The 24,910-nt window shown below is 73.1% G+C and carries 22 protein-coding genes; 11 read left to right on the top strand and 11 right to left on the bottom strand.

Going from position 1 to position 24,910, the window contains the following annotated elements; genetic code table 11:
* Nucleotides 1-105: 105 nt before the first annotated feature.
* The 6 genes from ACIQG9_RS25595 to ACIQG9_RS25570 all read right to left on the bottom strand — a co-directional run bounded on the left by ACIQG9_RS25595 (nucleotide 106) and on the right by ACIQG9_RS25570 (nucleotide 5,178).
* Nucleotides 106-1,311 (bottom strand): ABC transporter ATP-binding protein, encoded by a 1,206-nt coding sequence (locus ACIQG9_RS25595; protein ID WP_400407088.1) that lies wholly within the window; start codon nucleotides 1,309-1,311, stop codon nucleotides 106-108.
* An 11-nt stretch (nucleotides 1,312-1,322) separates the two neighbouring features.
* On the bottom strand, nucleotides 1,323-2,156 hold the full coding sequence (locus ACIQG9_RS25590) for a carbohydrate ABC transporter permease (protein ID WP_400407085.1): 834 nt from the start codon (nucleotides 2,154-2,156) through the stop codon (nucleotides 1,323-1,325).
* Between the two features lies 1 nt (nucleotide 2,157).
* The gene (locus tag ACIQG9_RS25585) at nucleotides 2,158-3,057 is read right to left on the bottom strand and encodes a carbohydrate ABC transporter permease (protein WP_400407082.1); all 900 of its coding nucleotides are present in this window, start codon (nucleotides 3,055-3,057) and stop codon (nucleotides 2,158-2,160) included.
* Nucleotides 3,054-4,343, bottom strand: coding sequence for an ABC transporter substrate-binding protein (locus tag ACIQG9_RS25580; RefSeq protein WP_400407080.1), 1,290 nt, complete (start codon nucleotides 4,341-4,343; stop codon nucleotides 3,054-3,056). The genes ACIQG9_RS25585 and ACIQG9_RS25580 overlap by 4 nt, the downstream gene beginning before the upstream one ends.
* A gap of 338 nt (nucleotides 4,344-4,681) precedes the next feature.
* Complete coding sequence (locus ACIQG9_RS25575; RefSeq protein WP_400407077.1) at nucleotides 4,682-4,936, bottom strand: flavin reductase; 255 nt, start codon at nucleotides 4,934-4,936, stop codon at nucleotides 4,682-4,684.
* A complete protein-coding gene (locus tag ACIQG9_RS25570) occupies nucleotides 4,936-5,178 on the bottom strand; it encodes a hypothetical protein (RefSeq protein ID WP_400407076.1) in 243 nt (80 codons plus the stop codon). Before ACIQG9_RS25570 ends, ACIQG9_RS25575 begins: the two co-directional genes overlap by 1 nt.
* A gap of 346 nt (nucleotides 5,179-5,524) precedes the next feature.
* On the opposite strand from ACIQG9_RS25570, the gene ACIQG9_RS25565 reads away from it, so the two are divergent.
* The 6 genes from ACIQG9_RS25565 (at nucleotide 5,525) to ACIQG9_RS25540 (ending at nucleotide 9,224) form a co-directional block, all read left to right on the top strand.
* The gene (locus ACIQG9_RS25565) at nucleotides 5,525-6,319 is read left to right on the top strand and encodes a helix-turn-helix domain-containing protein (RefSeq protein ID WP_400407073.1); all 795 of its coding nucleotides are present in this window, start codon (nucleotides 5,525-5,527) and stop codon (nucleotides 6,317-6,319) included.
* Entirely contained in the window at nucleotides 6,306-6,494 is a 189-nt protein-coding gene (locus ACIQG9_RS25560; RefSeq protein ID WP_400407071.1) for a DUF397 domain-containing protein, read from the top strand. Before ACIQG9_RS25565 ends, ACIQG9_RS25560 begins: the two co-directional genes overlap by 14 nt.
* A gap of 410 nt (nucleotides 6,495-6,904) precedes the next feature.
* A complete protein-coding gene (locus ACIQG9_RS25555) occupies nucleotides 6,905-7,483 on the top strand; it encodes a DsbA family protein (RefSeq protein WP_400407068.1) in 579 nt (192 codons plus the stop codon).
* Nucleotides 7,484-7,552: 69 nt separating this feature from the next.
* Nucleotides 7,553-8,257 carry a VOC family protein gene (locus tag ACIQG9_RS25550; protein WP_400407065.1) on the top strand — a complete coding sequence of 235 codons (705 nt, stop codon included), beginning with the start codon at nucleotides 7,553-7,555 and terminating at the stop codon, nucleotides 8,255-8,257.
* Nucleotides 8,258-8,469: 212 nt separating this feature from the next.
* The gene (locus tag ACIQG9_RS25545; RefSeq protein WP_400407158.1) at nucleotides 8,470-8,901 is read left to right on the top strand and encodes a hypothetical protein; all 432 of its coding nucleotides are present in this window, start codon (nucleotides 8,470-8,472) and stop codon (nucleotides 8,899-8,901) included.
* Between the two features lie 47 nt (nucleotides 8,902-8,948).
* Nucleotides 8,949-9,224, top strand: a complete 276-nt coding sequence (locus tag ACIQG9_RS25540) for a hypothetical protein (RefSeq protein WP_400407062.1) — start codon at nucleotides 8,949-8,951, stop codon at nucleotides 9,222-9,224.
* A 573-nt stretch (nucleotides 9,225-9,797) separates the two neighbouring features.
* Here the strand turns inward: ACIQG9_RS25540 and ACIQG9_RS25535 are convergent.
* The 3 genes from ACIQG9_RS25535 to ACIQG9_RS25525 are packed head-to-tail and all read right to left on the bottom strand — an operon-like array spanning nucleotide 9,798 to nucleotide 14,103.
* Nucleotides 9,798-10,586, bottom strand: coding sequence for a DUF4184 family protein (locus ACIQG9_RS25535; RefSeq protein WP_400407060.1), 789 nt, complete (start codon nucleotides 10,584-10,586; stop codon nucleotides 9,798-9,800).
* Nucleotides 10,587-10,614: 28 nt separating this feature from the next.
* A complete protein-coding gene (locus ACIQG9_RS25530; RefSeq protein ID WP_400407057.1) occupies nucleotides 10,615-11,313 on the bottom strand; it encodes an HAD family hydrolase in 699 nt (232 codons plus the stop codon).
* 48 nt (nucleotides 11,314-11,361) lie between these two features.
* Complete coding sequence (locus ACIQG9_RS25525; protein ID WP_400407055.1) at nucleotides 11,362-14,103, bottom strand: MGH1-like glycoside hydrolase domain-containing protein; 2,742 nt, start codon at nucleotides 14,101-14,103, stop codon at nucleotides 11,362-11,364.
* A 45-nt stretch (nucleotides 14,104-14,148) separates the two neighbouring features.
* On the opposite strand from ACIQG9_RS25525, the gene ACIQG9_RS25520 reads away from it, so the two are divergent.
* The 5 genes from ACIQG9_RS25520 to ACIQG9_RS25500 all read left to right on the top strand — a co-directional run bounded on the left by ACIQG9_RS25520 (nucleotide 14,149) and on the right by ACIQG9_RS25500 (nucleotide 22,342).
* A complete protein-coding gene (locus ACIQG9_RS25520; protein WP_400407052.1) occupies nucleotides 14,149-16,089 on the top strand; it encodes an amylo-alpha-1,6-glucosidase in 1,941 nt (646 codons plus the stop codon).
* A 142-nt stretch (nucleotides 16,090-16,231) separates the two neighbouring features.
* A complete protein-coding gene (locus ACIQG9_RS25515; RefSeq protein ID WP_400407049.1) occupies nucleotides 16,232-17,563 on the top strand; it encodes a glycosyltransferase family 4 protein in 1,332 nt (443 codons plus the stop codon).
* Nucleotides 17,564-17,642: 79 nt separating this feature from the next.
* Nucleotides 17,643-19,733 (top strand): protein kinase, encoded by a 2,091-nt coding sequence (locus ACIQG9_RS25510; protein ID WP_400407046.1) that lies wholly within the window; start codon nucleotides 17,643-17,645, stop codon nucleotides 19,731-19,733.
* A gap of 84 nt (nucleotides 19,734-19,817) precedes the next feature.
* Nucleotides 19,818-21,428: a protein kinase gene (locus ACIQG9_RS25505; RefSeq protein ID WP_400407043.1), complete on the top strand. Its 1,611-nt coding sequence runs from the start codon at nucleotides 19,818-19,820 to the stop codon at nucleotides 21,426-21,428.
* A 104-nt stretch (nucleotides 21,429-21,532) separates the two neighbouring features.
* Nucleotides 21,533-22,342: a metal-dependent hydrolase gene (locus tag ACIQG9_RS25500; RefSeq protein ID WP_400407041.1), complete on the top strand. Its 810-nt coding sequence runs from the start codon at nucleotides 21,533-21,535 to the stop codon at nucleotides 22,340-22,342.
* Between the two features lie 46 nt (nucleotides 22,343-22,388).
* Here ACIQG9_RS25500 and ACIQG9_RS25495 read toward each other — a convergent pair whose 3' ends face one another.
* Nucleotides 22,389-22,982, bottom strand: a complete 594-nt coding sequence (locus ACIQG9_RS25495; RefSeq protein WP_400407155.1) for an NTP transferase domain-containing protein — start codon at nucleotides 22,980-22,982, stop codon at nucleotides 22,389-22,391.
* Between the two features lie 98 nt (nucleotides 22,983-23,080).
* On the bottom strand, nucleotides 23,081-24,793 hold the full coding sequence (locus tag ACIQG9_RS25490; protein WP_400407038.1) for a bifunctional 3'-5' exonuclease/DNA polymerase: 1,713 nt from the start codon (nucleotides 24,791-24,793) through the stop codon (nucleotides 23,081-23,083).
* Between the last annotated feature and the right edge of the window lie 117 nt (nucleotides 24,794-24,910).

Raw genomic sequence — 24,910 nt, 5'->3', positions numbered from 1 at the left:
GCAGCCTGGCCGCCGGGGCGAAGACGACCTTCGGCTTCCTCGCCTCCGCCGGCCTGCCGCCACGGGTGGTGAGGCAGGTCGGGTCAGGCCGGTCCGGCGTCCGGGTCAGTCGGCGAGCGCGCCGGCCGAGCGGCCCTCGTGCAGGGTCAGGTTTCGCCCGGTCGACGGGTCGAACAGGTGGATCTTCTCCAGGTTGAACCAGACCCGCCGGTCCTCCCCCTCCCGCACCGGCGACTCGGCCGACAGCCGGGTCACCAGGTTGGCACCGCCGCCGCTGAAGTCGGCTCCGGCGTCGGCCGCCAACTCCTCCAGTTCGGCGGCGTTGGCCCGCTGCCCCTCCACGGTGAAGTAGACGTACTTGTCGGAGCCCATCGACTCGACGATCTCGACCGGTGCGGCGAACTCCAGGCCCCGCCGGCGGGTCTCGTCGTCGATCAGCTCGGCGTCCTCGAAGTGCTCCGGGCGGATGCCGAGGATCAGCTCGCGCGGCGCGTCGGCCCCGTTCAGCTCGCGGCGGATCCGCTCGCCGATCGGCACGTCGCCCAGCGCGGTCCGCAGCTTCCCGTCCTCCACGGCGGCGGGCAGGAAGTTCATCGACGGCGAGCCGATGAACCCGGCGACGAAGAGGTTACGCGGGTGGTCGTACAGCTCCTGGGGCGGGCCGACCTGCTGCACCGCGCCGCCCCGCATGATCACCACCCGGTCACCGAGGGTCATCGCCTCGGTCTGGTCGTGGGTCACGTACACCGTCGTGGTGCCGAGCTGCTTCTGCAACCGGGACACCACCGTCCGCATCTGCACCCGCAGCTTGGCGTCCAGGTTGGACAGCGGCTCGTCCATCAGGAACGCCTTCGGCTGCCGGACGATGGCCCGGCCCATCGCCACCCGCTGCCGCTGGCCGCCGGAGAGGTTGGCCGGCCTGCGGTCCAGCAGCGGGGTCAGCTCCAGCACCTTGGCCGCCTCGTCGACCTTGGCGTTGATCGTCTCCTTGTCGAGCTTGGCCAGCCGCAGCGGGAACGCCATGTTCTCCCGGACGGTCATGTTCGGGTAGAGCGCGTACGACTGGAACACCATCGCGATGTCCCGGTCGCGCGGGGCCTTGTCGTTGACCCGCTGCCCGGCGATGCGCAGCTCGCCGGAGCTGATGTCCTCCAACCCGGCGATCATGTTGAGGGTGGTGGACTTCCCGCAGCCCGACGGGCCGACCAGGATGACGAACTCGCCGTCGGCGATCTCCAGGTCGACGTCCTGCACCGCCACGGTCCCGTCCGGGAACCGCTTGCTCACCTTGTCCAGCACGATGTCGGCCATGACTACACCACCTATCCCTTGACTGCGCCGGAGGTCAGACCGGAGACGATGCGGCGCTGGAAGAAGAGCACGAACAGGATGATCGGAATGGTGATCACCACGGCGGCGGCGCAGATCGCCCCGGTGGGATCCTCGAACTGCGACTCGCCGGTGAAGAACGACAGCGCCACCGGCACCGTGCGGGCCCGCTCGGTGGAGGTGAGCGTGATGGCGAACAGGAAGTCGTTCCAGCAGAAGATGAAGACCAGGATCGCCGTGGTGAACAGCCCCGGCGCGGCCAGCGGGGCGATGACCCGCCGGAACGCCTGGCCCTGGGTCGCGCCGTCCATCTTCGCCGCCTTCTCCAGGTCCCACGGGATCTGCTTGAAGAAGGCCGACAGCGTGTAGATCGCCAGCGGCAGCGCGAAGGTGATGTACGGCAGGATCAGCCCCGGCCAGGTGTCGAAGAGGCCGAGCTGCCGCTCGATCTCGAACAGCGGGGACACCAGCGACACCTGCGGGAACATCGCGATCAGCAGGGACACCCCGACCAGCAGCCGCTTGCCGGGGAAGTCCAGCCGGGAGATCGCGTACGCGGCCATCGCACCGAGCACCACCGCGATCAGCGTGGCGATCAGGGCGATGCCGATCGAGTTGACCAGGGCCCGGACGAACTGGTCGGTGTCGAAGATCGTCCGGTAGTTGTCCAGCGTCCACTCCCTCGGCCAGAACCTGCCGTCGGTGAGGGTGGCCGGGGTCTTGAACGACAGCGAGGCGATCCAGAGGACCGGGACCAGGGCGACGACGACGACGATGACGTCGATCAGGCCCCAGCGCAGCTTCGCCCGGGTGGTGGTCTCGGCCATGTCAGCGCCTCTCCCCGTCGTCGCTGCCCGGGGCAGCGGTGCCGAACAGCTTCACGAAGACGAACGCGATGATCGCCACCGTGATGAAGATCAGCACGGACATCGTGGAGCCGATGCCGAGGTTGAGCCCCCGGATCAGGTTGTTGTAGGCGAGCATCGACACCGACGAGGTCTCGTTGCCGCCGTTGGTGAGCACGAAGATGTTGTCGAAGACCCGGAACGCGTCCAGGGTGCGGAACAGCAGCGCGACCAGGATCGCCGGCTTCATCACCGGCAGCATCACCTTGGTGAACCGCTGCCACGCCGTCGCCCCGTCGGTGGAGGCCGCCTTGAGCAGGTCCTCGGGGACCAGCGCCAGCCCGGCCATCAGCAGCAACGCCATGAACGGGGTGGTCTTCCAGATCTCGGCCAGCATGATGATCGCCAGCGAGCTGGCCCGCTCGGTCAGCGGCGCGCTGCCGTCGAAGAGGTTGGCCAGGTAGCCGGTGCCGGGCGTCCAGGCGTACCGCCAGGAGAAGGCGGCGACCACCGTGACGATGCCGTACGGGATCAGCGCGGCGGTCCGGACGATGCCCCGGCCGACCAGCGTGCGGTGCATGACCAGGGCCAGCCCCATGCCGAGCACCAGCTCCACCGCGACGGTGACCACCGTGATCAGCATGGTCACCCCGAACGCGGTCCACCAGAACTCGTTGCTCAGCACGGTGACGTAGTTCTCCAGCCCGATGAACTTCCGCTCGTCGGGAAAGCGCAGGTCGAAGCGCTGCAACGACAACCAGACCGAATAGCCGATCGGGTACGCGGTGACCAGCACCATGACCAGCGCGGCCGGGGCGCAGAGCAGCCACCCGAGCCGCCGTTCGGCCTTCTTGTTCTCGCTCAACGGGCTGCGCCGGCTCACGGCAGGACCCCCTTCGACTGGAGGGCGTCGGAGATCGCGTCGCGCAGCTCGTTCGCGGTCTGCTCCGGCCGGATCGCCGACGGCGGCGACAGGATCGCCGACATCACCGTGGAGATGCTCTGGTACGCCGGGGTCAGTGGACGCACCGCCGGCTCCTTCAGCTCCTCCAGGATGGTCTCCTTCATCGGGTACGCCTCGTCCATCTCCGGGTCGTCGTAGACCGCCTCGATGGTCGGCGGCACCCCGTCGTTGATCGCGGAGAACTTCTGGTTCTTGGCGTCGCGGAGGCACTTCGCCGCCTCGAACGACTCGGTCGGGTGCGTGGAGTAGGCGCTGACCGCCAGGTTGACCCCACCGATGGTGACCTTGCTGGGGGTGTTCGCGTCGATTCCGGGCACCCGGGCCCAGGTGACCTTCTTGGCCAGCTCCGGGTCGGCCTCCTGCAACGCCGGGTAGACGAAGGGCCAGTTGACCTGGAACGCGCCGTTGCCGGACTGGAAGTCCAGGCGTACCGGATCCTCGGTGGCGTTGCTGAACGACGGTGACGTCACGCCCGACGTGGCGAAGCGCTTGAGCTGGTCGAGGGCCTTCACGGTGCCGTCGTCCATCACGGCCTTCTTGCCGTCGTCGCTGAGGATCCTGCCGCCGGCGCTCTCGGCGAGGGTGTTGTAGAGGACGACCAGGCCCTCGTACTGCGCTCCCATGGTGAGCACCTGGTACGGCTTGCCCTGCGCCTTCAGGTCCCGGGCCACCGAGATCATGTCGTCCCAGCTCGCCGGGGCCTTCGGCACCAGGTCGTTGCGGTACCAGAGCAGTTGGACGTTGGTGTTCTTCGGCGCCGCGTAGAGCTTGCCCTCGTACCGGGCGGTGTCCAGCGGGCCGGCGAGGGTGCCCTGTTCGGTGTCGGTCCGGTCCTGGCCGGTCCACTCGCGGATCCAGTCCGCGCTGGCGAACTCCTGGGTCCAGGTGACGTCGAGGCCGAGCACGTCCATCCCGCTGTCCTCGGCGGCCAGCCGGCGGACCAACTGCACCCGCTGGTCGTCGGCCTGCCGGGGCAGGATCCGGTAGGCGATCTCGTACCGGCCCTGGGCCCGGGCGTTGCAGTCTTCGACCACCTTCTGCAGGTTCTGCTCCGGCGGGTAGTACAGGTTGATCGTCGGCGGGCCGCCACCACCGTCGTCGGAGCCGCAGGCGGCCAGCGGCGCGACCAGCGCCAGCGCGGCGACCGCCGCCCCGACCCGGACAGCCGGCCGCCGCCGGTGTCGGGCCGTTCCGGGGTCCGTCATCGCCCTCCCCCTCTCTTCGGCGAAACCGGGGAGGGCACCCGTGCCCCGGTGCACGACGAGACGACTCCGGGCTGGTGAAATGCGGAAATCCGCCCGCCCGGACGTTTCGTGCGGCTACACTGCCCGACCTGCGAAGTCTCGAAACCTGACTGCCATTCGGCCCACACCACGTCGGGGCGTGGGCGGAATCACCCGCCCGGGTCGTCGATCTCCATCGAGGCGGAGCGAGGCAGCCGCGCTCTGGGTCAGCACCGGCATCCGGGTGGGTGAGGAGGACCCCGGCACCGGTGGTTGCCGCCACCGGCGCCGGAGCCCTCCTCGCTCGGGTGTGGGTGAGGTCATCCCCGCGCCTTCGCCCAGGAGAGGAAGCGCTCGGTCATCCGGGCCGGCGGGTGATCAGGGTGGAGCTGCGTGAGCTGGTGCATCGCCTCGTTCATCAGGGTGCCGAGGTAGATGAGCAGGGCCGTCCGGTTCTCCCGGTACTCGGTAAGCAGGGAGAGCTTGGCCGGCTGGCAGGGCCACTCCCTGCCGCAGCTCCGGCACCGCCACAACGGGCGCATGGCGACGTGCGGGACAGGCGGTCGAACCACCATCACAGCCACCGCGACGCGTGCTGCGCGTGCCGGTCGTCCAGGTCCATGAACCAGGCGAAGCGCTTCAGCACGACGTACGGGGGTGGGCTGTCCGGTCGCGCCGCCAGGTCGCGGATCGCTGCGCCGGCCATGAGCAGCAGGAGGTGGATCAGCGTGGCCGTCTGGAGGCCCGGCGGCGGGATCTCCTGGAAGGTCGGGCAGGGCCAGGGCTTGCCGCACTCCTCGCAGTCCCACCGATCCACCGTCTCGTACAGGGTCGTCGGCTGCCGAGCCCAGGGTGCAGGAGCGGTCCCGACCGCCCGGTATGGCGGGGTCCTGGGGGTTCTCCACCACTTGATCGGGCTCAACACATCGACCTCCTCAGAGACTGGAAGGGGCCGCTCCTGCAAGGGGCAGGGGAACAGGAGCGACCCGTGGGCGGAGTCCTCCCCAGCCCTCCTCGGTGTGGAGCGGCTCCGCCTAGGTGACAGTCTTGTGAGTAGATCGCTACTGTCGGAAGGCATCCAGCCTGGTCGTGGCGCACCCTCGAAGCTGCCCCACGGTGGCTGAAATCCCGAGTAAGTCTCGTAGGGCAATTGTGGAGGGACTGTGGAGGAGCAAACCGCTGACCTGATCCGGGCTCAGCTTCGCCGGCTGCGCCTGTCCGCCGGGCTGAACCAGGAGGATTTCGGCAAGCAGATGCATTACTCGGCGTCGATGGTGTCCAGCGTGGAGACCGGTAGCCGCCCGTTCGACCGGCACTTCCTCGCCCGAGCCGACGAAGTGCTCGACTCCGGCGGCCTGCTGGTCGCCCTGCTCAGGATGATGGAGAAGGAAGGCCAGCCCACCTGGTTCCTGCCGTGGTTGGAAGCCGAGCGCAACGCTCGGCAACTCCGGTACTACAACCCGACCCTGGTTCCCGGCTTGCTCCAGACCTCAGCCTATGCCCGACGGGTGTTCCGGTTCGATGACCTCCGATCGGAGGATGAGGTGGAACGGCAGGCGCAGTCCCGCCTCGAACGGCAAGCGATCCTCACCGCGGACAGCCCGCCGCAGATGATCGTCGTGATCGACGAAGTCGTCCTGCGTCACCGTCACCCGATCATGCGGGAACAGCTCGCGCACCTCTTGAAGGCGGCCGAACTGCCCAACGTGCACGTCCTCATCATCCCGACCGGCGCTGGCATGCATGTGGGACTGTCCGGTCCGCTGGCGTTGGCCATGGGTGCCGATGGTGGCTGGGTGGGCCATCTTGAGAATCAGCTTGGCGGGGCTGTCATCGATGCGCAGGATGATGTGGCTACGCTTCTGGCGAGGTGGGAAAGCGTCCGCAACGAGGCGCTGCCCCGCCAGCAGTCCATCGACCTGATGAAGAAAGTCGAGAGCGAACATGGACCTCAGTAGCGCCAAGTGGAGGAAATCCACCCGCAGCGGGACCGGTGGCGGCGACTGCGTCGAGGTGGCAGACAACCTGCCTGGTGTGGTGGCCGTCCGCGACAGCAAGGACCCGACCGGACCGGTTCTGTCCTTCGGACCGAAGACCTGGAAGGCGTTCGTCGGTTACGCCAAGCAGCACTGAACCTGACCAAGAAGGCCCCCTGCGCGACGCTGAGGGGTCTTCTTCGTTGTGGTGCTACTGCGGACCGACCCGCCCGGCCTCCTCACCGAAACTGCTCGCCCTTCGCCGTCACGCCGGGATACCAATATGCCTGACCGGCATATTCGCATCGAGGGGCTGTCCCGAGTGGGCGACTCGGTGTGGAGCCACGACCCGGGGCACGGAGCCACAATCCCTCAACAAGAGCCATAACCCGGGCAAGGAGCCACGATCCGGGGTAGCTCATGGCCAAGGCCGGCGTGTGGCGGGGTCACCGATGATGCCGGCGGCCAGGCCGGTGGAGCGCTGTTCGGCCAGCCGGTGCGGCCTGCGGCGGAGCACTGTCCGGCCTCGGTCGGGCGCCCGGCCCGGTGCCGGCGTACGCTCGATCGGTGGACGCCACCTTCTTCTTCGATCCCGCCTGCCCGTGGACCTGGCGCGCGTCGCGCTGGCTGGTGACGGTGGCCGAGGCCCGCAAGCTGACCGTCGAGTGGCGGGCGTTCAGCCTGGGGATCCTCAACGAGGGCCGGGTCCCACCGGAGTTCGCCGCGGCGATGGCCGCCTCCGGCCGGGCGTTGCGGCTGGTCGAGGCGCTGCGCGCGCAGGGCCGCGGCGAGGACGCCGGCCGGTTCTACACCGAGTTGGGCGCGCGCACCCACGACGCCGGCAACCCGCTGTCGGACGAGCTGGTGGACGCCGCCGTCGCGGCGGCCGGTGTCCGTGACGCGGCGTCGGCGCTGGACGACGACCGCTGGGACGAGGCGGTACGCGAGTCGCACGCGCTGGCGTACGCCTCGGCGGGCCCGGACATCGGCGCACCGGTGCTGATGGTGCCGGACGCCGAGCGCGGCGTCCACGGGCCGATCCTGACCGAGGTGCCCGGCCTCGACGACGCCCTCACCATCTGGGACTCGCTGCTGCCGCTGCTGCGGATGCCGAGCTTCCACGAGGTCAAGCGCGGACGCCGCTGACCCACGCCCGCAGCGGAGCGGGCGGGGTTCGGGTCGGCGGGTGTCGGGGCCGGACGGCATGATGGCCGGATGATCGCGCGCTTCAAGGATCTCTGCATGGACGCCGCCGACCCCCGCTCGCTGGCCGGTTTCTGGGCCCACGTCCTCGACGGATCGGTGGCCGACGCCGGGGCCGAGGACCGGCGGGTCGACCGGGGGCCGGGCGGGGCCGGGCCGGAGTCGATCTGGGTCAACCAGGTGCCTGAGCCTCGGGTCGGCAAGACCCGGGTCCACCTCGACCTGCGGCTGGCCGACGACGAGCCGACGGCGCTGCTGGCCGCCGGGGCGCGGCTGGTCCGGGAGCCGGACGCGGAGGTCGACTGGTGGGTGCTGGCCGACCCGGAGGGCAACCAGTTCTGCGTCTTCGCGCCCGGCGAGGGCACCCGTCCGGGCCCGTTCGAACTGGTGGTCGACAGCGCCGACCCGCTGGCCCAGGCTCGCTGGTGGGCCGGGGTGGTCGGCGGCACCGTCGAGACGTCCGACGAGGGCCACGCCTCGGTGGTCGGTGCCGCCGGTTTCCCCTGGGACGACTGGATCTTCGACCCGGTGCCGGAGCGCAAGCGGGTGAAGAACCGGGTGCACTGGGACGTCGACCTGACCGGTCCGGACGCCACCGCGTTGATCTCCGCCGGGGCGACCCTGCTGCGTGAGCCTGACGCCGACATCGGCTGGTGGGTGCTGGCCGACCCGGAGGGCAACGAGTTCTGCGCCTTCGCCCCACGTCCCGTGGGCTGACGGCGGTCGTCCCAGCCAGTGGACGCGGCGGGCTATCCAGGGTCCGCCGCGTGCACTAGCGTTTGAGGCGCTTCCCCAGCCAGCGCGTCGCCGTCGTAGTCGATACGCCTCCGGCCGACATCAGCCCGCCCGATCGGTTGGTTCTCGCGGGAACTCCCCTCTGCCGGTCCACCGGTTGGGCAGGATCGTCCCTAACGAGGAGGTGCTCCGTGGTGCAGGACACCCGCGCTCTCGCCCTGACGTTCGAGGTGAGCGGCCTGCCACCGGTCAAGACCGAGGCGCTGTCCATCTTCGCCGCCGGCCATCGGCAGGCGACGAGGGTCCGCGCCCTGCTACAGGCGGCCTGCGTCGCCGCCCAACGCACCGGCTGGACGCCGTTGGGCGGGCCGATCGAGGTCGACCTGACCCTGCGATGTCCACCCGGGCACCGCACGTCGGACGCCAGCACCCTGCTCGGCGGGGTGTGCGCGGTGCTCCAGGACAAGAAGCGGGTGGCCAACATCGGGCTCGCCCACCTCGGTGTCCTGGTGGATGTCGCGCTCTTCACCGACGACCGGCAGATCCGCCGGCTGTCGTACCTGGAGGAACCGGCGGAGGACTTCTCGTACCAGGTCCGGGTGGCCGCCGTGCCGGCCGTGGTTTGACCGACGTCCGTGGTGGGGTACCGCGGACGCCGACGAAGGGAGCGCCGATGTCGGAGCCACATGTCACGCTCGACCCGAGGGGGCTGGATCCGGTGCAGCAGAAGCTGCGCGGCCCACTGGAGGATCAGCTGACCTCGGCCCTACAGGCGGCCACCGACCGGATCCGCGCCAGCTACGCGGGCGAGCCGATCGAACAGGTCTGCCAGCGGCTGCTCGACGAGACCCGCTCCGGGCTGCACCCGGACATCGCCGCCGGTTTCCAGCCCGACATGGACGAGTTCTGCCGGGTGGCGGTGGCGATCGTCCGCGGCGGGGTGTCCTGAGCGGTGCGGTTCCGGGCCCGCGACGGTCGCGGCCATTCGCGGGACGATCGCGCCCCGGCACTCCACCGGGACACCCCCAGTTCCAGGGCCCGGACCACGGCTCGGGAGTCGCCCCGAAAATGTGCGCGAACAGGCAGCCTGCGATGTGTTCAGTGGCCGGTGTGACAGAAACCGACCGGTGGACGCGGCGAATTGCCGAGGGGCCGACGGAATTGCGCCGGACGCTACTCGGCGGTGCCGTCGGCGTGCCGGCCGGGCCCGGAGCCGGGTCAGGACCGGGTCCGCAACTCCCCGGCCCTGACCGCCAGCCGTCCGGCCTGGCAGCGGTGTCCGCCGGCACGAGCACGGCGGTCGTGGCACACCGCCCACGCCGGGCTCGACACGGCGAACCAGCCCGCCTGCACTCAGCTCCACGGTGCCCAGCACCGGACTTCGGCGCGTTCCCGCCCACCCCGAAGGGCCGAGAACGCGCGCCAACGTTAGGCATTCCCGGCGTTGCCGGGCAAGCATGGCGACGCTTCCGGAAATGTGATTCACACCAGGATGGAAGTGCGGCATGCCCGCGTAACGCGGTCAGTGGGGCTGACGCTGTTTCTCGTCGAGGTGCGGGCTCGGGGGCGCGACGGGACGCCCGGCGGGCAGCGTCCCGGCCACCCACGCGCCGGCGATCAGCGCCAGCGCCGCCAGGTGCAGCAGCCGCACCCCGGCCGCCCCGGGCACCGTCGCGGCGGGCAGCACCGGCAGCACCGGCAACCCCAGCGCGGTGGCCGACACGGCCACCACCCAGAACACCGTCGGGCGGGCCGGCGGCGCGGGTGGCCGTACGCCGGTGAAGATCAGCCCACGGCGCGCGGCCCGGACCGCCAGGCCGCACACGACGGCACCGCCGACCGCGCTGCTCACCACGTCGGCGAAGAACCACCAGTACATCCCGGTGGCGGCCTGGAAGTCCACCCCCAGGGCGCGGAGCCACCGGTCGGTGTGGGTCACCCGGTCCAGCACGACGTGGCTGACCGCGCCGATCAGCGCCGAGCAGACGGTGACCTGCCAGGGGTGCCGGACGGCGCCCAGCGCCGCGTGGTCGGGCCAGCCGAAGAGCCGCCGGCCGGGCAGGTGCACGGCGATCCCGGCCACCACCCGCCGGACGACCCAGGCGTAGACCAGCGCCACCGGCAGGCACCACCAGAGCACCCCGCCCAGGGTGTGCACCCGCGCACCCAACTCGAACCGGCTGCCGGTGAGCAGGTAGGCGACGTCCGGCGCCACCGCGCCGGTGCAGAGCGCGACCCCGTCGAACCAGTTCGGCCGCCACAGCTTCAGCGGCAGCACCGGCGCCAGGTGGGAGGGGAACGTCAGCGGCACCAACCGGACGTTACCGGCTCCGCGCAGCTCAGAAGTGCTGAAGCAGGTCGGGGAAGGCGGCCAGCCGGACCACCCCGGCGTCGGTCGGGTCGAGGTCGTCCTCCTCCAGGACCCAGGTGTTCTCGTTGGGGATGAACACCGCCCGCATCCCGGCCGCCCGGGCGGGCAGGATGTCCGACTTCGGGGAGTTGCCGATCATCCAGGCGTCGGCCGGGGCGAAGCCGTGCTCCCGGGCCAGCCAGCGGTAGGTCGTGACGTCCTTCTCGGCCACGATGTGCGCGGCGTCGAAGTGGTGCAGCAGGCCACAGACGTCCAGCTTGCGCTGCTGCTCCTCGCGGTCGCCCTTGGTCAGCAGCAGCAGGTCGTACCGGCCGGCCAGGGCGTCCAGGGTGTCGGCGACCCCGGGCATCAGCTCGACCTGGTGGCCCAGCAGCGCCGCCGCCAGCTCGTCGATCTCCACCCGCTCCCGCTCGGTGACCGGCCGCTCGCGCAGCCGCTCCAGGCACTCGCCGAGGCTGCGCAGGAAGACCTTGCTGCCGTAGCCGTGCGACACCGCGTTGGCCCGCTCGATGTCGTCCAGGACGGCCCGGATCTGGACCCGGTCGAGCGTCGGGTGGTCGAGCCAGTCGAGGAAGTCGTCGATCACCCGCTCGAAGAGGAAGTTGTTCTCCCAGAGCGTGTCGTCGGCGTCGAAGACGAGCGTCGTCGCGGTCCCGGCCGGTGCCATCGGTTCCCTCCCCGGTCGGCCGCCCGGCGGGCGGCAGCCCCGGACACGCTACTGCCCCGACCCGCCCGGCACATCCGGGTTTTCCCGGCGCAGGGTGAGGATCAGGTCGGCCACCAGGGCCGTCCAGCCGGTCTGGTGCCAGGCCCCGAGCCCGGCGCCGTTGTCGCCGTGGAAGTACTCGGGGAAGGCGATCAGGTCCCGCCAGTCGGGATGGGTCTGGAAGAGCTGGCAGGCCCCGTAGATCGGCCGGCGGCCCCAGTCGTCCCGGGTGAACAGCGCGATCAGCCGGGCGGACAGGTCGTCGGCGATCTCGTCCAGGGTGCACTTGCGTCCCGAGCGGGTCGGGTACTCCACCTGGAGGTCGTCGCCGAAGAACGCGGCGTAGTCCCGTAGCGCGCTGATCAGCAGGAAGTTCGTCGGCATCCAGATCGGGCCACGCCAGTTGGAGTTGCCGCCGAACAGCCCACTGGTGGACTCGGCCGGCTCGTAGCCGACGCAGAACTCCTGCCCGCCGAGGGTCACCGCGAACGGCTTGTCCAGGTGGGCGCGGCTCAGCGTACGCAGGCCGTAGTCGGAGAGGAACTCGTCGGGGTCGAGCATCCGGGCGAGCAGCCGGACCACCTGCTCGGGGCCGACCATGGACAGCAGCCGCTGCTGGCGGCCGTCCGGGCCGAGCCGGCGGGCGCCGATCACGTCGGCGTACTCGGGGCGGTGGGTGAGGAACCAGCGCAGCCGGGCGCCCAGCTCGGGCAGGCGTTGCAGGGTCCGCGCGGTGAGCCGGGTGGTGGCGGCCAACGGCAGCAGCCCGACCACCGAACGCACCTTCAGCGGCACCTGACTGCCGTCGGCCAGCCGCAGCACGTCGTAGAAGAAGGCGTCCTCCTCGTCCCAGAGGCCCTGGGAGTATCCGGCGGCGGCGATGTACGCGAAGTGTTCGAAGAACTTCGTGGCGGTGTCGACGTACGCCCGGTCGTGCTCGGCCAGCACGATCGCCATGTCCAGCAGGTTGAGCGCGTACATCGCCATCCAGCCGGTGCCGTCGGACTGCTCCAGCGTCCCGGCCACCGGCAACGCGGCCGAACGGTCGAACGGGCCGACGTTGTCCAGCCCGAGGAAGCCGCCCTCGAACACGTTGTTGCCGCCGGTGTCCTTCCGGTTGACCCACCAGGTGAAGTTGAGCAGCAGCTTGTGCATCACCCGGGCCAGGAACTCGTGGTCCCGGCCGCCGTCGATCTCGAACACCTTCAACGCCGCCCAGGCGTGCACCGGCGGGTTCACGTCCCCGAACGCCCACTCGTACGCGGGGATCTGCCCGTTGGGATGCAGGTACCACTCGCGGAGCAGGAGCAGGAGCTGGTCCTTGGCGAAGCCCGGATCGACCCGGGCGATGGTGACGCAGTGGAAGGCCAGGTCCCAGGCCGCGTACCAGGGGTACTCCCAGGGGTCCGGCATGGAGATCACGTCGAAGCTGTTCATGTGCCACCAGGCGCTGTTGCGCCCGTGCCGGCGACCGGCCGGGGGCGGGGTGGAGCCCGGATCGCCGTCCAGCCACCGCTTGACGTCGAAGTGGTAGAACTGCTTGCCCCACATCAGCCCGGCGATGGCCTGGCGGGCCACCAGGGCCTCGTCGGCGCTGGCCGCACCGGGGATCACCCCGGCGAAGAAGCGGTTCGCCTCGGCCCGCCGGGCCCAGACCACCGCGTCGAAGCCGTCGCCGAGGTCCGCCGGCGGTGGGGTGGTCCCGCCGGGCGGCGGGGCGGTCCCGGTCAACCGCAGCCGGATCTGCCGCTGCCCGCCGGCCGGCACGTCCAGGACGTAGTGCAGCGCGCCCTTGGTCCCCTCGCCCGCCGGGTTGACGGTGTCCGCGCCGGCCACCACGTGGTCGTTGATGCCGTCCTTCGGGTACGGCGACCGGCCCGGCAGCCCCCAGAGCCGCTCGGCGTTGGTGTCGTTGTCGCACAGCAGCGGGGTCGGCTCACCGTCGCCCTCCAGCCGGATCTGCCCGAGCACCCAGTGCTCGCCGACCAGCCGGGCGTCCTCCCCCACCAGCCGGGGCACCCGGTCGGCGCCGGGCAGCCCCCAGGCCCAGGTGTTGCGGAACCACAGGGTGGGTAGCACGTGCAGGGTGGCCGCCTCGTCGCCCCGGTTGGCGACGGTGACCACGACGCACAGGTCGGACGGGGACGCCTTGGCGTAGTCGACGGTCACCGCCCAGTACCGGTCGTCGTCGAAGATGCCGGTGTCGACCAGCTCGTACTCGGTCTCGTCCCGACCGCGCAGGGCGTTCACGGCGACCAGTTCGTCGTACGGGAAGGGGGCCTGGGGGTAGTGGTAGCGCCAGCGCATCCAGGAGTGGGTGGGGGTGGAGTCCTCGTACCACCAGTACTCCTTGACGTCCTCACCGTGGTTGCCGCCGTCACCGCCGAGGCCGAACATCCGCTCCTTGAGGATCGGGTCCACGCCGTTCCACAACGCCAGGGCGAAGCAGAACGTCTGCCGGTCGTCGCAGACGCCCGCCATGCCGTCCTCGTTCCACCGGTAGGCTCTGGACCGCGCGTGGTCGTGGGGGAAGTAGTCCCAGGCCGTACCGTGCTCGCTGTAGTCCTCCCGCACCGTCCCCCACGCCCGCTCGGACAGATAGGGACCCCATGCGCGCCAGTCCTGCTCCCCGGCGTCTGCCTGGGCGAGCCGGAGCCGCTCGGCGTCGGGGGACGGTGCGTCGGAGGGCGAACTGTCGGTGAACACACGAACATCTTCGACGCCGCCTGGGTACTTCACCACAGCGGCCATTGTCGTCGTGGCGTGTTACACCTCGCCGCCACAGGAGGAAACTAGTTGATCGACATCGGTTTCGGCCCCCGGGTCTGTGGCGAACCGGCCGACGGGGCGACCCGGGAGTGGCTGGTCACCGACGGGCTCGGCGGGTACGCCACGGGCACGGTCAGCGGGCTGCGGACCCGCCGCTACCACGGGCTGCTGGTGGTCGCCGGGGAGACTCCGGCGTCCCGCCGGGTGGGACTGGTCAGCCTGGACCCGGCGGTGATCCTGCCCTCGGGGGCCCGGGTCCGCCTCGGCGCGCACGAGTGGTCCTCGGGGGTGGTCGACCCGCGCGGCTACGAGCTGCTGGAGCGCTTCGACCTGGTCGACGGGCTGCCGCGCTGGCGGTGGCGGATCGGCGACGTGGTGGTCGAGCGGGAGCTGGCCATGACGTACGGCCGCAGCGCCGTGGCCGTGGTGCACCGGCTGGTGGCCGGCGGCCCGGTCCGGCTGGACCTGTCGGCCGCCTGCACCTGGCGGGACGCGCACGGCGAGCGGCGGGCCGACGGCCCGGTGCCCCGGGTGGAGCCGGTGGACGGCGGCGCGGTGGTCGAGGGCGCGTTCCGGCTCGCCGGCCCGGACTGGACGCCGGAGGGGCAGTGGTGGCTGGGCGTGCACCACCGGGAGGAGGCCGCACGCGGGCTGTACCCGGAGGACGACCTCTGGTACGCCGGGCGGTTCTCCGGGGCGCTGGACCGGCCCGGGGACACCGTCTCCGTGCTGGCCTGGGCCGGCGACCTGGCCGAGGAGCCGCCGCCGGCACCCCAGGTGGTGGCGGCGGCCCGACGGCGGCATCGGGCGGTGGTGGCGGCGGCGAAGCCGGCCGACCCGGTGGCGGCGACCCTGGCCCTGGCCGCGGACGCGTTCGTGGTGCGGACCGCCACGGGGCCGGACGTGGTGGCCGGCTACCCGTGGTTCGGCGCCTGGTCACGGGACACGATGACCTCGTACGAGGGGTTGTTCCTCTGCACCGGTCGGGCCGACGAGGGGCGGGAGCTGCTGCGGTCGTACGCGGCGACGCTGTCGGAGGGGATGCTGGCGAACACCGCCGACACCGGCCGGGTGGAGTACAACACGGTCGACGCGACGCTGTGGTTCCTGCACGCGGTGAGCCGGCACGTCACCGTCACCGGCGACACCGACCTGGGCGACGAGCTGCTGCCCGCGCTGCACCGGGTGGTCGAGGCGCACCTGGCCGGCACCCGGTACGGCATCGTGGTCGACCCGGCCGACGGGCTGGTCACCCAGGGCGGCACCCCGGGCACCGCGCTGACCTGGATGGACGCCCGGGTGTACGGGGTGCCGGTGACCCCGCGCACCGGCAAGCCGGTGGAGGTCAACGCGCTCTGGATCAACGGCCTGGCCGGGCTGGCCGAGTTGACCGAGCTGGCCGGTCAGCGGGCGGACGAGCTGTGGCGGCTGCACGACCGGGCCCGGGAGTCGTTCCGCGCACGGTTCCCCACCCCGACGGGTTGGCTGCACGACGTGGTGGACGCACCGGCCCCGGCGTACCCGCTGGGCGGGGCGGCGCAGCACGACGACGACCTGCTCCGGCCGAACCAGCTACTGGCCTGGTCGCTGCCGTTCGCCCCGCTGGAGCCGGACCCGGCGGCGCTGCGCCGGCTGGCCGCCGGGCTGCTCACCCCGCTGGGCCCGCGCAGTCTCGCCCCCGACTCGCCGGAGTTCGCGCCCCGGCACCGGGGCGGCCCGGCGGAACGGGACGGCGCGTACCACCAGGGCACGGTCTGGCCGTGGCTGGTCGGCCCGTTCGTCGAGGCGTACCGGAAGGCCGGCCTACCCACGGACGATCTTCTGGTCGGCCTCACCGGCCATCTGCGGGAGTACGGCCTGGGATCGGTGAGTGAGACGGCGGACGGGGCCGCGCCGCACGCCGCCACCGGCTGCCCGTTCCAGGCGTGGTCGGTGGCCGAGCTGCTGCGCGCCCACCGGCTCCGCTAGGCACGCGTTACACACCGGCAACGACGACGTCTCCGCCGGTTAGCCACCGCTGGGCAGGATGGGCCCCGACCCCGGGCACGACGAAGGCACCCTGACGGTGTCCCACCGGCGCGCGCCCAGGACACCACCCGAAGGGGGCCGCATGTCACCTGACGCCGACGTGATCGACATCCACCCCGCCCGGCACCAGCGGGTGCTGATGCTCTCCTGGGAGTACCCGCCGGTGCTGGTGGGCGGCCTCGGCCGGCACGTGCACGCGCTGTCGACGGCCCTGGCCGCCGCCGGGCACGAGGTCACCGTGGTCACAAGGCACGCCGAGGGCGCGCCGCTGGAGGAGTACGCCGACGGCGTCCGGGTGCTACGCGCGCCCGAGGACCCGGTGACCTTCCCGCTGGCCACCGGGTCCCTGCTGGCCTGGACGATGGCGTTCAACCACACCCTCACCCGGACCGCCCTGCGGGCCGTCGACACCGGCCGCTACGACGTGATCCACGCCCACGACTGGCTGGTCGGGCACACCGCGGTCACCCTGGCCGAGCACCTCGACCTGCCGCTGGTCACCACCATCCACGCCACCGAGGCCGGCCGGCACCAGGGCTGGCTGCCCGAGGAGATGAACCGCACCATCCACGGCGTCGAACACTGGATCAGCAACGCCTCGGCCCGGGTGATCGCCTGCTCCGGCTACATGCGCGAGCAGGTGAGTCGGCTGTTCGACGTACCGGCCGCCCGGGTCGACGTGGTGCCCAACGGGGTGGACGAGCGGGCCTGGCACGCCCGCCCCCGGGCGGTCGCCTCGGCCCGGGCCCGGTTCGCCGCGGACGGGCCGCTGATCGGGTACGCCGGCCGACTGGTCTACGAGAAGGGCGTCCAGCACCTGGTGGACGCGGTGCCGTACCTGCGGGACCGGCACCGGGGGCTGCGGGTGGTGATCGCCGGGGACGGCCCGTACCGGGAGGAACTGGTCGACCGGGCGCGCCGGCTGCATGTCGCGGACACCGTCCGGTTCGCCGGCTTCATGGACTCCACCCAGCTCCCGGCGGTGCTCGCCGCCACCGACGCGACCGTCGTCCCCAGCCTCTACGAGCCGTTCGGCATGATCGCCCTGGAGGCCGCCGCCGCCGGGGCGCCGCTCGCGGTGGCGAGCACCGGCGGGCTGGCCGAGATCGTCGAGCCGGGCGTGACCGGGGTGACCTTCCCGCACAGCGACCCGGACGCCCTGGCCGGGGCGGTCGACCAGCTCATCGGCGACGAGGTCTTCGCCCGCCGGGTGGCCCGCCGGGCCCGCACCATGGTCGCCGAGCGGTACGGCTGGCCGGCCATCGCCGCGCGCACCGCGGGCAGCTACGCCGCCGCCCGCCGGGAACACGGTGGTTTCCAGGCCCGCCGGGCGGCCACCCTGCTGACCGGCGGCCGTAACCGGATCGTCATCCCGGAGGGAAACCTGCTGGCGCTGGACGGCGCGGCCTGCTGAGCGGACCGGGACCCGACAACCGATAGGTCTGCCCCGATCCATTGGCTACGGTGTACGTCGGCCGATGGTGAGGAGAACGGTGCAGCAGGTAGTGATCGCCGGCCGGTACCGCCTGTTGGAGTTGGTGGGCCGGGGCGGGATGGGTCGGGTCTGGCTGGCCCGCGACGAGGTGCTGCACCGCGAGGTCGCGGTCAAGGAGGTGGTCCCGCCCGGCTGGCTGGCCGACGCCGAGCGGGACGAGTTGCGGCTGCGGACGCTGCGCGAGGCGCGCACCGCGGCCCGGCTCAACCACCCGAACGTGGTCCGGATCTACGACGTGGTGCAGGTCGAGGACCGGCCGTGGATCGTGATGGAGTACGTCCCCTCGCTGTCGTTGCAGACGGTGCTGGACACCACCGGCCCGGTCGACCCGGTCCGGGCCGCCGACGTCGGGATGGCGCTGCTGGCCGCGCTGCGCGCCGCGCACCACGCCGGCGTGCTGCACCGGGACGTGAAGCCGCAGAACGTCCTGGTCGCCGACGACGGGCGGGTGATGCTCACCGACTTCGGCCTGGCCACCTTCGACGGCGGCGACGGCCTGACGACCCGGCCCGGGATGGTGCTCGGCTCGCCGCAGTTCGTCGCCCCGGAACGCGCCGCCGAGGGGGTGTCCAGCGTGGAGGCCGACCTGTGGTCGCTCGGCGCCACCCTGCACGCCGCCGTGGAGGGGCGTTCCCCGTACGCCCGGAGCACCGCGATGGCCACCCTGGCCGCGTTGGCCACCGCCCCGCCGGACCCGGCCCCGCACGCCGGTCCGCTGCGTCCGGTGCTGGAGGGGCTGCTCCGCCGCGACCCCCGAAAACGGATCGGCCACGACGAGGCGGGTCGCCGGCTGGAGATGGTGACCCGGCCGGTGCCCACCGTGGAACCGCCCACGGTCATCCTGCCGGTCGCCCGCTCGGCGGCGAACTACGCCCCGCCGCCGCCCTGGCCGGGTGCCGGCGAGGTGCCCGGGTCCACGCCGCGCGGGAGCACCGGGGCGGGCCACGGCTCCGCTGCCCGACCCGGCACCGGGCCGACGGAGGCCGGCGGCGCGGGCGAACGCCCGACCACCCGGTCACCATCCGCCGGAGCCGACGCCGACGCCGAACGGGACTGGGGACCGCCCGGTCGACGCCCGCCGGGCCCGCTCGGCGCGGGTGGGCAGCCCGACCCGGCCCGCCGGCCGCCCACGTCGTACGGCCCGCCGGGATCCGGGTACGGCGCGGGGCCGGGCGACACCCGAGCGGGCGGAGCCGGACCGGAGTGTGGCGCGACCCGCCGGCCCGGCCACCCCGGGAGTTCGGCGCCCGGTTCGGCCCAGCGGGCCGGTGGGGCCGCGCCGGATCGGACCCGGCGGCCCGTGGCGGGGGCGGGCGCGCTGCTGGCCCGGCTGCCCGGCGGGGCACACCGGTGGGCGCTGGCCGGGGTGACCCTGGCCGTGGCGGTGACGGTCGGGGTGGGCACCGCGCTGGCGCTCGACCGCTTCGGTGACGGGACCACACCGGACCGGGCGGACGTGCTGACCAGTGGCGAACCGTGGGAGCACCCGAATCCCCCGGCCGGGCCGAACCCGGGCGGCCCCGGGCCGCGTCCCGGCGGACCCGGGATCGCCCCGCCGCCGTTTCCGTGCCTGCGCCCGGAGCCGGTCGGCGCGGCGGTCACCGGCCGGCCGGCCACCGTGGACGACGGCTTCCGGCCGCCGACCGGCTGGACCTGGTTCGACGGTGCCGGCTACCGGGTCGCCGTACCGGTCGGCTGGCTGCGCTCACAGGAGGGCGTGGTGGTCTGCTTCCGCGACCCGGCCAGCCGGCGGACGCTCAGCGTCGAACCGGTGGCCGCCGACGGCACCGACCCGGTCGACCGGCTGCGCGCCGACGAACGCGAGCAGCTCGCCGCCGGCGCCCTGCCCGGGTACGACCAGATCGCCCTGGCCGCGACGAACGGCGCCGGCGCGCGGTGGGAGTGCCGCTGGGACACCCCGTTCGGCGGCCGGGAGCACGGGCTGCGGCTGCTGCCCGGCCGCGACCTGGCCGGCTTCGTCCTGAGTTGGTCCACGGCGGACGAGGACTGGGCCGCCGCGCGCGACCAGCTCGCGGTGGTCCGGGAGAGCTTCCGGCCACGGTCGACCGAGCTGGTGTCGCCCACCTGACCTGTGCTGGTGGCGGCCCCGCTACGGATGAGAAAGCCCAGCTCGGTGGATATCCTGTACGCGGGGTAGCCGAGGGAGAACGTGGTGCAGCAGCGGGTGATCGCCGGGCGCTACCGGCTGCTCGACCTGGTCGGCACCGGCGGGATGGGCCGGGTCTGGCTGGCCCGCGACGAGATGCTGCACCGCGACGTCGCGGTCAAGGAGGTCGTGCCACCGAGCTGGCTCGCCGAGTCCGAACGCGAGGAGCTACGTCTACGGACGCTGCGCGAGGCGCGTACGGCGGCCCGGCTCAACCATCCGAACGTGGTGCGCCTCTACGACGTGGTGCACGACGGGGACAGCCCGTGGATCGTGATGGAGTACGTCCCGTCCCGGTCGGTGCAGCAGCTCCTGAGCGCCGACGGACCGCTGCCCCCGCACCGGGTGGCCGGGATCGGGCTGGCGGTGCTGGCCGCGCTGCGCGCCGCGCACGCCGCCGGGGTGCTGCACCGCGACGTCAAGCCGCACAACGTGCTGGTCGCCGACGACGGGCGGGTGGTGCTGACCGACTTCGGGCTGGCCACCTTCGACGGCGGCGACGGGTCGATGACCGGGCCCGGCATGGTGCTCGGCTCGCCGCAGTTCGTCGCCCCGGAGCGGGCCCGCGACGGCGTCTCCGACCCGCGTACCGACCTGTGGTCGCTGGGCGCCACGCTCTACGCCGCCGTCGAGGGGCAGTCGCCGTACGCCCGGACGAGCGCGATGGCGACGCTCAGCGCGCTGGCCACCGAGCCGCCCGACCCGGTGCGTCGGGCCGGGCCGCTGCGTCCGGTGCTGGCGGGCCTGCTGCGCCGTGACCCGGCCCGGCGGATCACCGCCGACGAGGCGGAGCCGCTGCTGCGCGCGGCGCTCGACACGGCCGCGACGGCGGAGCCGGCCGGGACGGGCCCGTCCGTTTCGGTGGCACCGGACCGGCCGCCGGTCGACCCGGGTGACCCCGGGGCCACCACCGGGGCCGGCCCGTCGGCTCGCGCCCCGGGCGGTCGACGCCACCGCCGGACCGCGCTGGTCGCGCTGGCCGGCGCCGGAGTGCTGCTCGCCGGGGCCGGGGCGGTGTTGGCCGTCCAGGGCGGTGCCGAGCCACGCCCGCACGCGCCGGGTGGTGGCGCCGGCAGCCCGATGGCCCGGCCGGCGGCGTTCCCGTGCGCGGCACCGCCCCCGGCCACCGCCACCCCGGTCCGGTCCGCGCCCGCGCCACCGGGCGAACGGTACGGCCTGGTCGCCGGCTGGACCTGGTACGCGGACCCGGCGGGGTTCCGGATCGCCGCCCCGGCCGGCTGGCTGCGCTACCGCGACGGCGCGGTGACCTGCCTGCGGGAGCCGGGTGGCCCCCGGGTGCTGAGCGTGGCGCCCGGTGACGCCCCGGCCGACCCGGTCGCCCACTGGAAGGCCGAGGAGCGGCGGCTCACCGACGACGGGCGACTCGCCGGCTACCGCCGGGTGGAGATCTCGGCGCTGGACATGTTCCGGGGCGGGGCGCTCTGGGAGTGCGGGTGGACCAACGCCGCCGGCAACCGGCTGCACACCGCCCGGCTGCTGGTGCGGGTCACGCCGGAGCGGGCGTACACCGTCTCATGGCTGACAGACGAGTTCGACTGGCAGGTCAACGCGACATACTTCCTGATGATCCGGCAGAGCTTCCGGCCCGCCGCCTGACTTCCCTCCCCTGTGGACCGTCCGGGTGATTGCCCTTGCGGCGGTGGCTCTGACACAGTGGCGTAGCGTTGTCGATCAAGGAACCTGGGGAGGGGCGAAGCGACATGATGGGACCGTCCCACGCGCTGTCCGGCGCGGCGGTGTGGCTGACCGGGTCATGGGCGCTGGAGCAGTTCGCCGACTACCACCAGTCGCCCCTGGCGCTGGCCGTCGGCACCGCGGTCTGCGCCGGTGGCGCGCTCTTCCCCGACCTCGACCTCTCCGGCAAGGTGACCCGCAACCAGGGCGGCGCGACGGTGGCCCGCACCTTCGGGGTCTTCTCGCTCTTCGTCGCCGAGGTGATGGAGAAGGTCTCGCTCGGGGTCTACTACGCGACGAAGCTGAGCCGCGACCCGCGCCGCAACAACGGCCACCGGACGCTGACCCACACCATCCCGTTCACCGTCCTGGTGGGCTGGGGCACCACGGCGCTGTGCACGGCGTACGGCAAGTGGGCGGTGGTGGGCATCCTGTTCTTCATGATCGGCCTGGCGCTGCGCGGGCTCTTCGACAAGTGGGCGGAGCGGGCCGGCTGGGTGATCGTCACCCTCGCCTCGGCCGCCGCCGCCTGGTTCACCTTCGCCAACCTGCCCGGCGACCGGGGCTACCCGATGATCGGGCTGGCGGTCGGGGTGGGTTGTTTCGTGCACATCCTCGGCGACATGATCACCAAGGCCGGGGTGCCGATCCTCTGGCCGATCCCGATCAAGCGCCGGATGTGGATGATGGTCGGCCTGCCCAACAGCATCGCGCTGCGCACCGGCAGCAAGGCCGAGGTGGTGGTGCTGCGCACCGTGCTCACCGTGCTCTCCGTGCTCGCGACGGTCGGGCTGGTGGCTCCCTCGGTGCTGCACCGGTTCAACATCGAGGGGTGACCGGCCACCCCGCGATCCGGGCCGCCCGGACCACCGGGGTGGTCCCTCAGACCCCGACCCGCTGCGGTGGCACGGTGAGGCCGTAGAGCGCCATCAGCTCCGGGGTGTCCACCCGGCTGCCGTCGGCGACCGAGTCGCAGGCGATGTCGACGATCTGGTCCTTGTGGGCCAGCAGGTACGGCCGGGCGCCGACGTCGGCGCTGGCCAGGGTCGCGATGCCGGCCCAGTGCCGACGGCCGAAGAGCATCGGGTAGCCGCGCAGCCCGTCGTAGGTGGCGCAGGCCAGCACGTCCGGGTACGGCAGGGCGGCCACCCGCCGGACCGCCGCCGGGGTCAGGCCCGGCATGTCCACCGGCACCACCACCACCGCCTCGACCTGCTCGTCGGCCAGCGCGGCCAGGCCGGCCCGGATCGACGAGCCGACCCCGGTCCCCCAGGCCCGGTTGACCACCACGGTGGCCCGGGTCAGGTCGGCCGCCGCCCGGACCTCGTCGGCGGCGGCGCCGAGCACCACCACGATCTGCCCGCAGCCCGCCTCGATCATCGTGTCGATCATCCGGCTGACCAGTGGCTCGTCGCCCCGGCGCAGCAATGCCTCGGGACCACCGAGCCGGCGTCCCCCGCCCGCCGCGATGATCATTCCTGCGATACGCACACCGGGTGCAACGAGCGCCCGGAGGATGAGTGTCGGGGCGAATCGGATATTTCACATGCTCCGGACGACTTCGCGCGGCGCGGTCAGGCCGCGTCGGCATAGCAGTCGACGATGGACAGGTCCAGCGGGAAGCGGACCGGAGTGTCCCCGAACAGCAGCGTCGAGGCCCGCTCCCCGGCCCGGGTGACCGCCTCGGCCACCGCGTCCGCCCGGCCTGCCGGACAGTGCACGATCACCTCGTCGTGCTGGAAGAAGACCAGCTCACCGCCGATGCCGGCCAGCTCGCCCCGGAGCGTGGCGAGCAGCGTCGAGGCCCACTCGGCGGCGGTGGCCTGGATGACGAAGTTGCGGGTGAACCGGCCCCGGGACCGGGCCGCCCGGGCCCGAGGCGACCGCGGGTCGGCCCCGGCGTCCGGGTCCGGCGGGACGTCGTCGCCGTCGGTGAAACCTGCCGTCCCGGGCGGGCAGGTACGGCCCAGCCAGGACCGGACCAGACCGCCCGCCTCGCCGGTACGGGCCGCCGCCTCGACGTACCCGAAGGCGGTCGGATAGCTGCGCCTGAGCACCGTCAGGGCGGGCAGGGCCGACCCGCCGGTCTGCCCGTACATCGCGCCGAGCAGGGCGAGCTTGGCCCGGGCCCGGTCACCGCCGAAGGCGTCCTGGGCCAGCGCGGCGTAGAGGTCACCGGCCGCGCCCGCGGTGGCGAGCCGGGCGTCGCCGGAGACCGCGGCGAGCACCCGGGGCTCCAACTGCCCGGCGTCGGCGACGACCAGCCGCCAGCCCGGATCGGCCACCACCGCCCGCCGGATCACCTTGGGGATCTGCAACGCGCCACCGCCCCGGGTGGCCCACCGGCCGGAGACCACCCCGCCGGGGACGTACTCCGGCTGGAAGCGGCCGTCGCGGACCCAGGCGTCCCGCCAGGCCCGGCCGTGCGCCGTCCAGATCCGGTAGAGCTCCTTGTATTCCAGGACCAGCGGCACCGCCGGGTGGTCGACGCCGCGCAGCACCCAGGCCCGGGTGTTGGGCAGCTCGACCCCGGCCCGGGCGAAGGCGCGCAGCAGCTCCGCCGGGGAGTCGGCGTGCACCTGGCGGACGCCGAACGCGTCGGCGATCCGGGCGGCCAGCTCGGCCAGCCGGCGCGGCGGCCCGCCGACCGGGGACGCCTCGCCGAGCAGCTCGGCGAGGATCGCGTCGTGCACGTCGGCCCGCCAGGGCAGCCCGGCGGCGGCCATCTCCACCGCGACCAGCGCGCCGGCCGACTCGGCGGCCACCAGCAGCCGGAACCGGCCGGGGTGGTCGGTGGCGGCGATCCGGGCGAGCTGGTCGGCGTACACCCGGGCCAGGGCGTCGGGGCCGGGGCCCGGCGGCCCCGGGAGGGTCTCGAAGAGGGCGCCCTGGCCGTCGCCGGGCGGCGCGGGCGGCCGGGGCGGCGGGTCGGGCGGGACGGCGGCACCGGTGAGCCGGGCGTAACCGGCGGCGAGCGAGCGGGGCTCGCCCCAGCGGCCGGCGTGCCCGAGCAACAGCGCCTCGGTCAGCTCGACGTCGTGGCAGCGCTCCAGCCGCACCCCGGCGCGCAGCAGCGTCGGGTAGCTCGCCGCCCCGGACGCCCACACCCAGCGTGGCCGGTCGACGGCCTCCCTGGCGGCGACGGCCGCCGCCAGGTCACCGACCGGCTCGGCCAGCCCCACCGGCCGGCCGGCGGCGTCGAGCGCCTGGAGCGTCCCGCCGCCCCGCTCCCCCGCCACCACCGCCACCACCGCCACGAGCCCGATTCTGCCCCGCCCCTGCGACAACCCGGGCGGGTACGCACGTCGGGGGGGGGGGGGGCGGCCCCCCCCCCCCCCCCCCGGCGCCCCGGGGGCCCCCCCCCCCCCCCGGGGGGGCCCGCCAGGGTGGGGGGCGGGGACACC

It is taken from the genome of Micromonospora sp. NPDC092111, from assembly GCF_044755745.1.
Lineage (GTDB): Bacteria > Actinomycetota > Actinomycetes > Mycobacteriales > Micromonosporaceae > Micromonospora.
The sequence above is the reverse complement of the archived record's forward strand: the minus strand, read 5'-3'. Positions and strand labels throughout refer to the sequence as shown.

What these genes read in the sequence shown, in the direction of transcription:
- ACIQG9_RS25500 (WP_400407041.1), top strand. Translation starts at nt 21,533, where the DNA reads ATGATGGGACCGTCCCACGCGCTGTCCGGCGCGGCGGTGTGGCTGACC.
- ACIQG9_RS25560 (WP_400407071.1), top strand. Translation starts at nt 6,306, where the DNA reads ATGGACCTCAGTAGCGCCAAGTGGAGGAAATCCACCCGCAGCGGGACC.
- ACIQG9_RS25590 (WP_400407085.1), bottom strand. Translation starts at nt 2,156, where the DNA reads ATGGCCGAGACCACCACCCGGGCGAAGCTGCGCTGGGGCCTGATCGAC.
- ACIQG9_RS25540 (WP_400407062.1), top strand. Translation starts at nt 8,949, where the DNA reads ATGTCGGAGCCACATGTCACGCTCGACCCGAGGGGGCTGGATCCGGTG.
- ACIQG9_RS25525 (WP_400407055.1), bottom strand. Translation starts at nt 14,103, where the DNA reads ATGGCCGCTGTGGTGAAGTACCCAGGCGGCGTCGAAGATGTTCGTGTG.
- ACIQG9_RS25550 (WP_400407065.1), top strand. Translation starts at nt 7,553, where the DNA reads ATGATCGCGCGCTTCAAGGATCTCTGCATGGACGCCGCCGACCCCCGC.
- ACIQG9_RS25530 (WP_400407057.1), bottom strand. Translation starts at nt 11,313, where the DNA reads ATGGCACCGGCCGGGACCGCGACGACGCTCGTCTTCGACGCCGACGAC.
- ACIQG9_RS25515 (WP_400407049.1), top strand. Translation starts at nt 16,232, where the DNA reads ATGTCACCTGACGCCGACGTGATCGACATCCACCCCGCCCGGCACCAG.
- ACIQG9_RS25595 (WP_400407088.1), bottom strand. Translation starts at nt 1,311, where the DNA reads ATGGCCGACATCGTGCTGGACAAGGTGAGCAAGCGGTTCCCGGACGGG.
- ACIQG9_RS25495 (WP_400407155.1), bottom strand. Translation starts at nt 22,982, where the DNA reads ATGATCATCGCGGCGGGCGGGGGACGCCGGCTCGGTGGTCCCGAGGCA.
- ACIQG9_RS25580 (WP_400407080.1), bottom strand. Translation starts at nt 4,343, where the DNA reads ATGACGGACCCCGGAACGGCCCGACACCGGCGGCGGCCGGCTGTCCGG.
- ACIQG9_RS25575 (WP_400407077.1), bottom strand. Translation starts at nt 4,936, where the DNA reads ATGGTGGTTCGACCGCCTGTCCCGCACGTCGCCATGCGCCCGTTGTGG.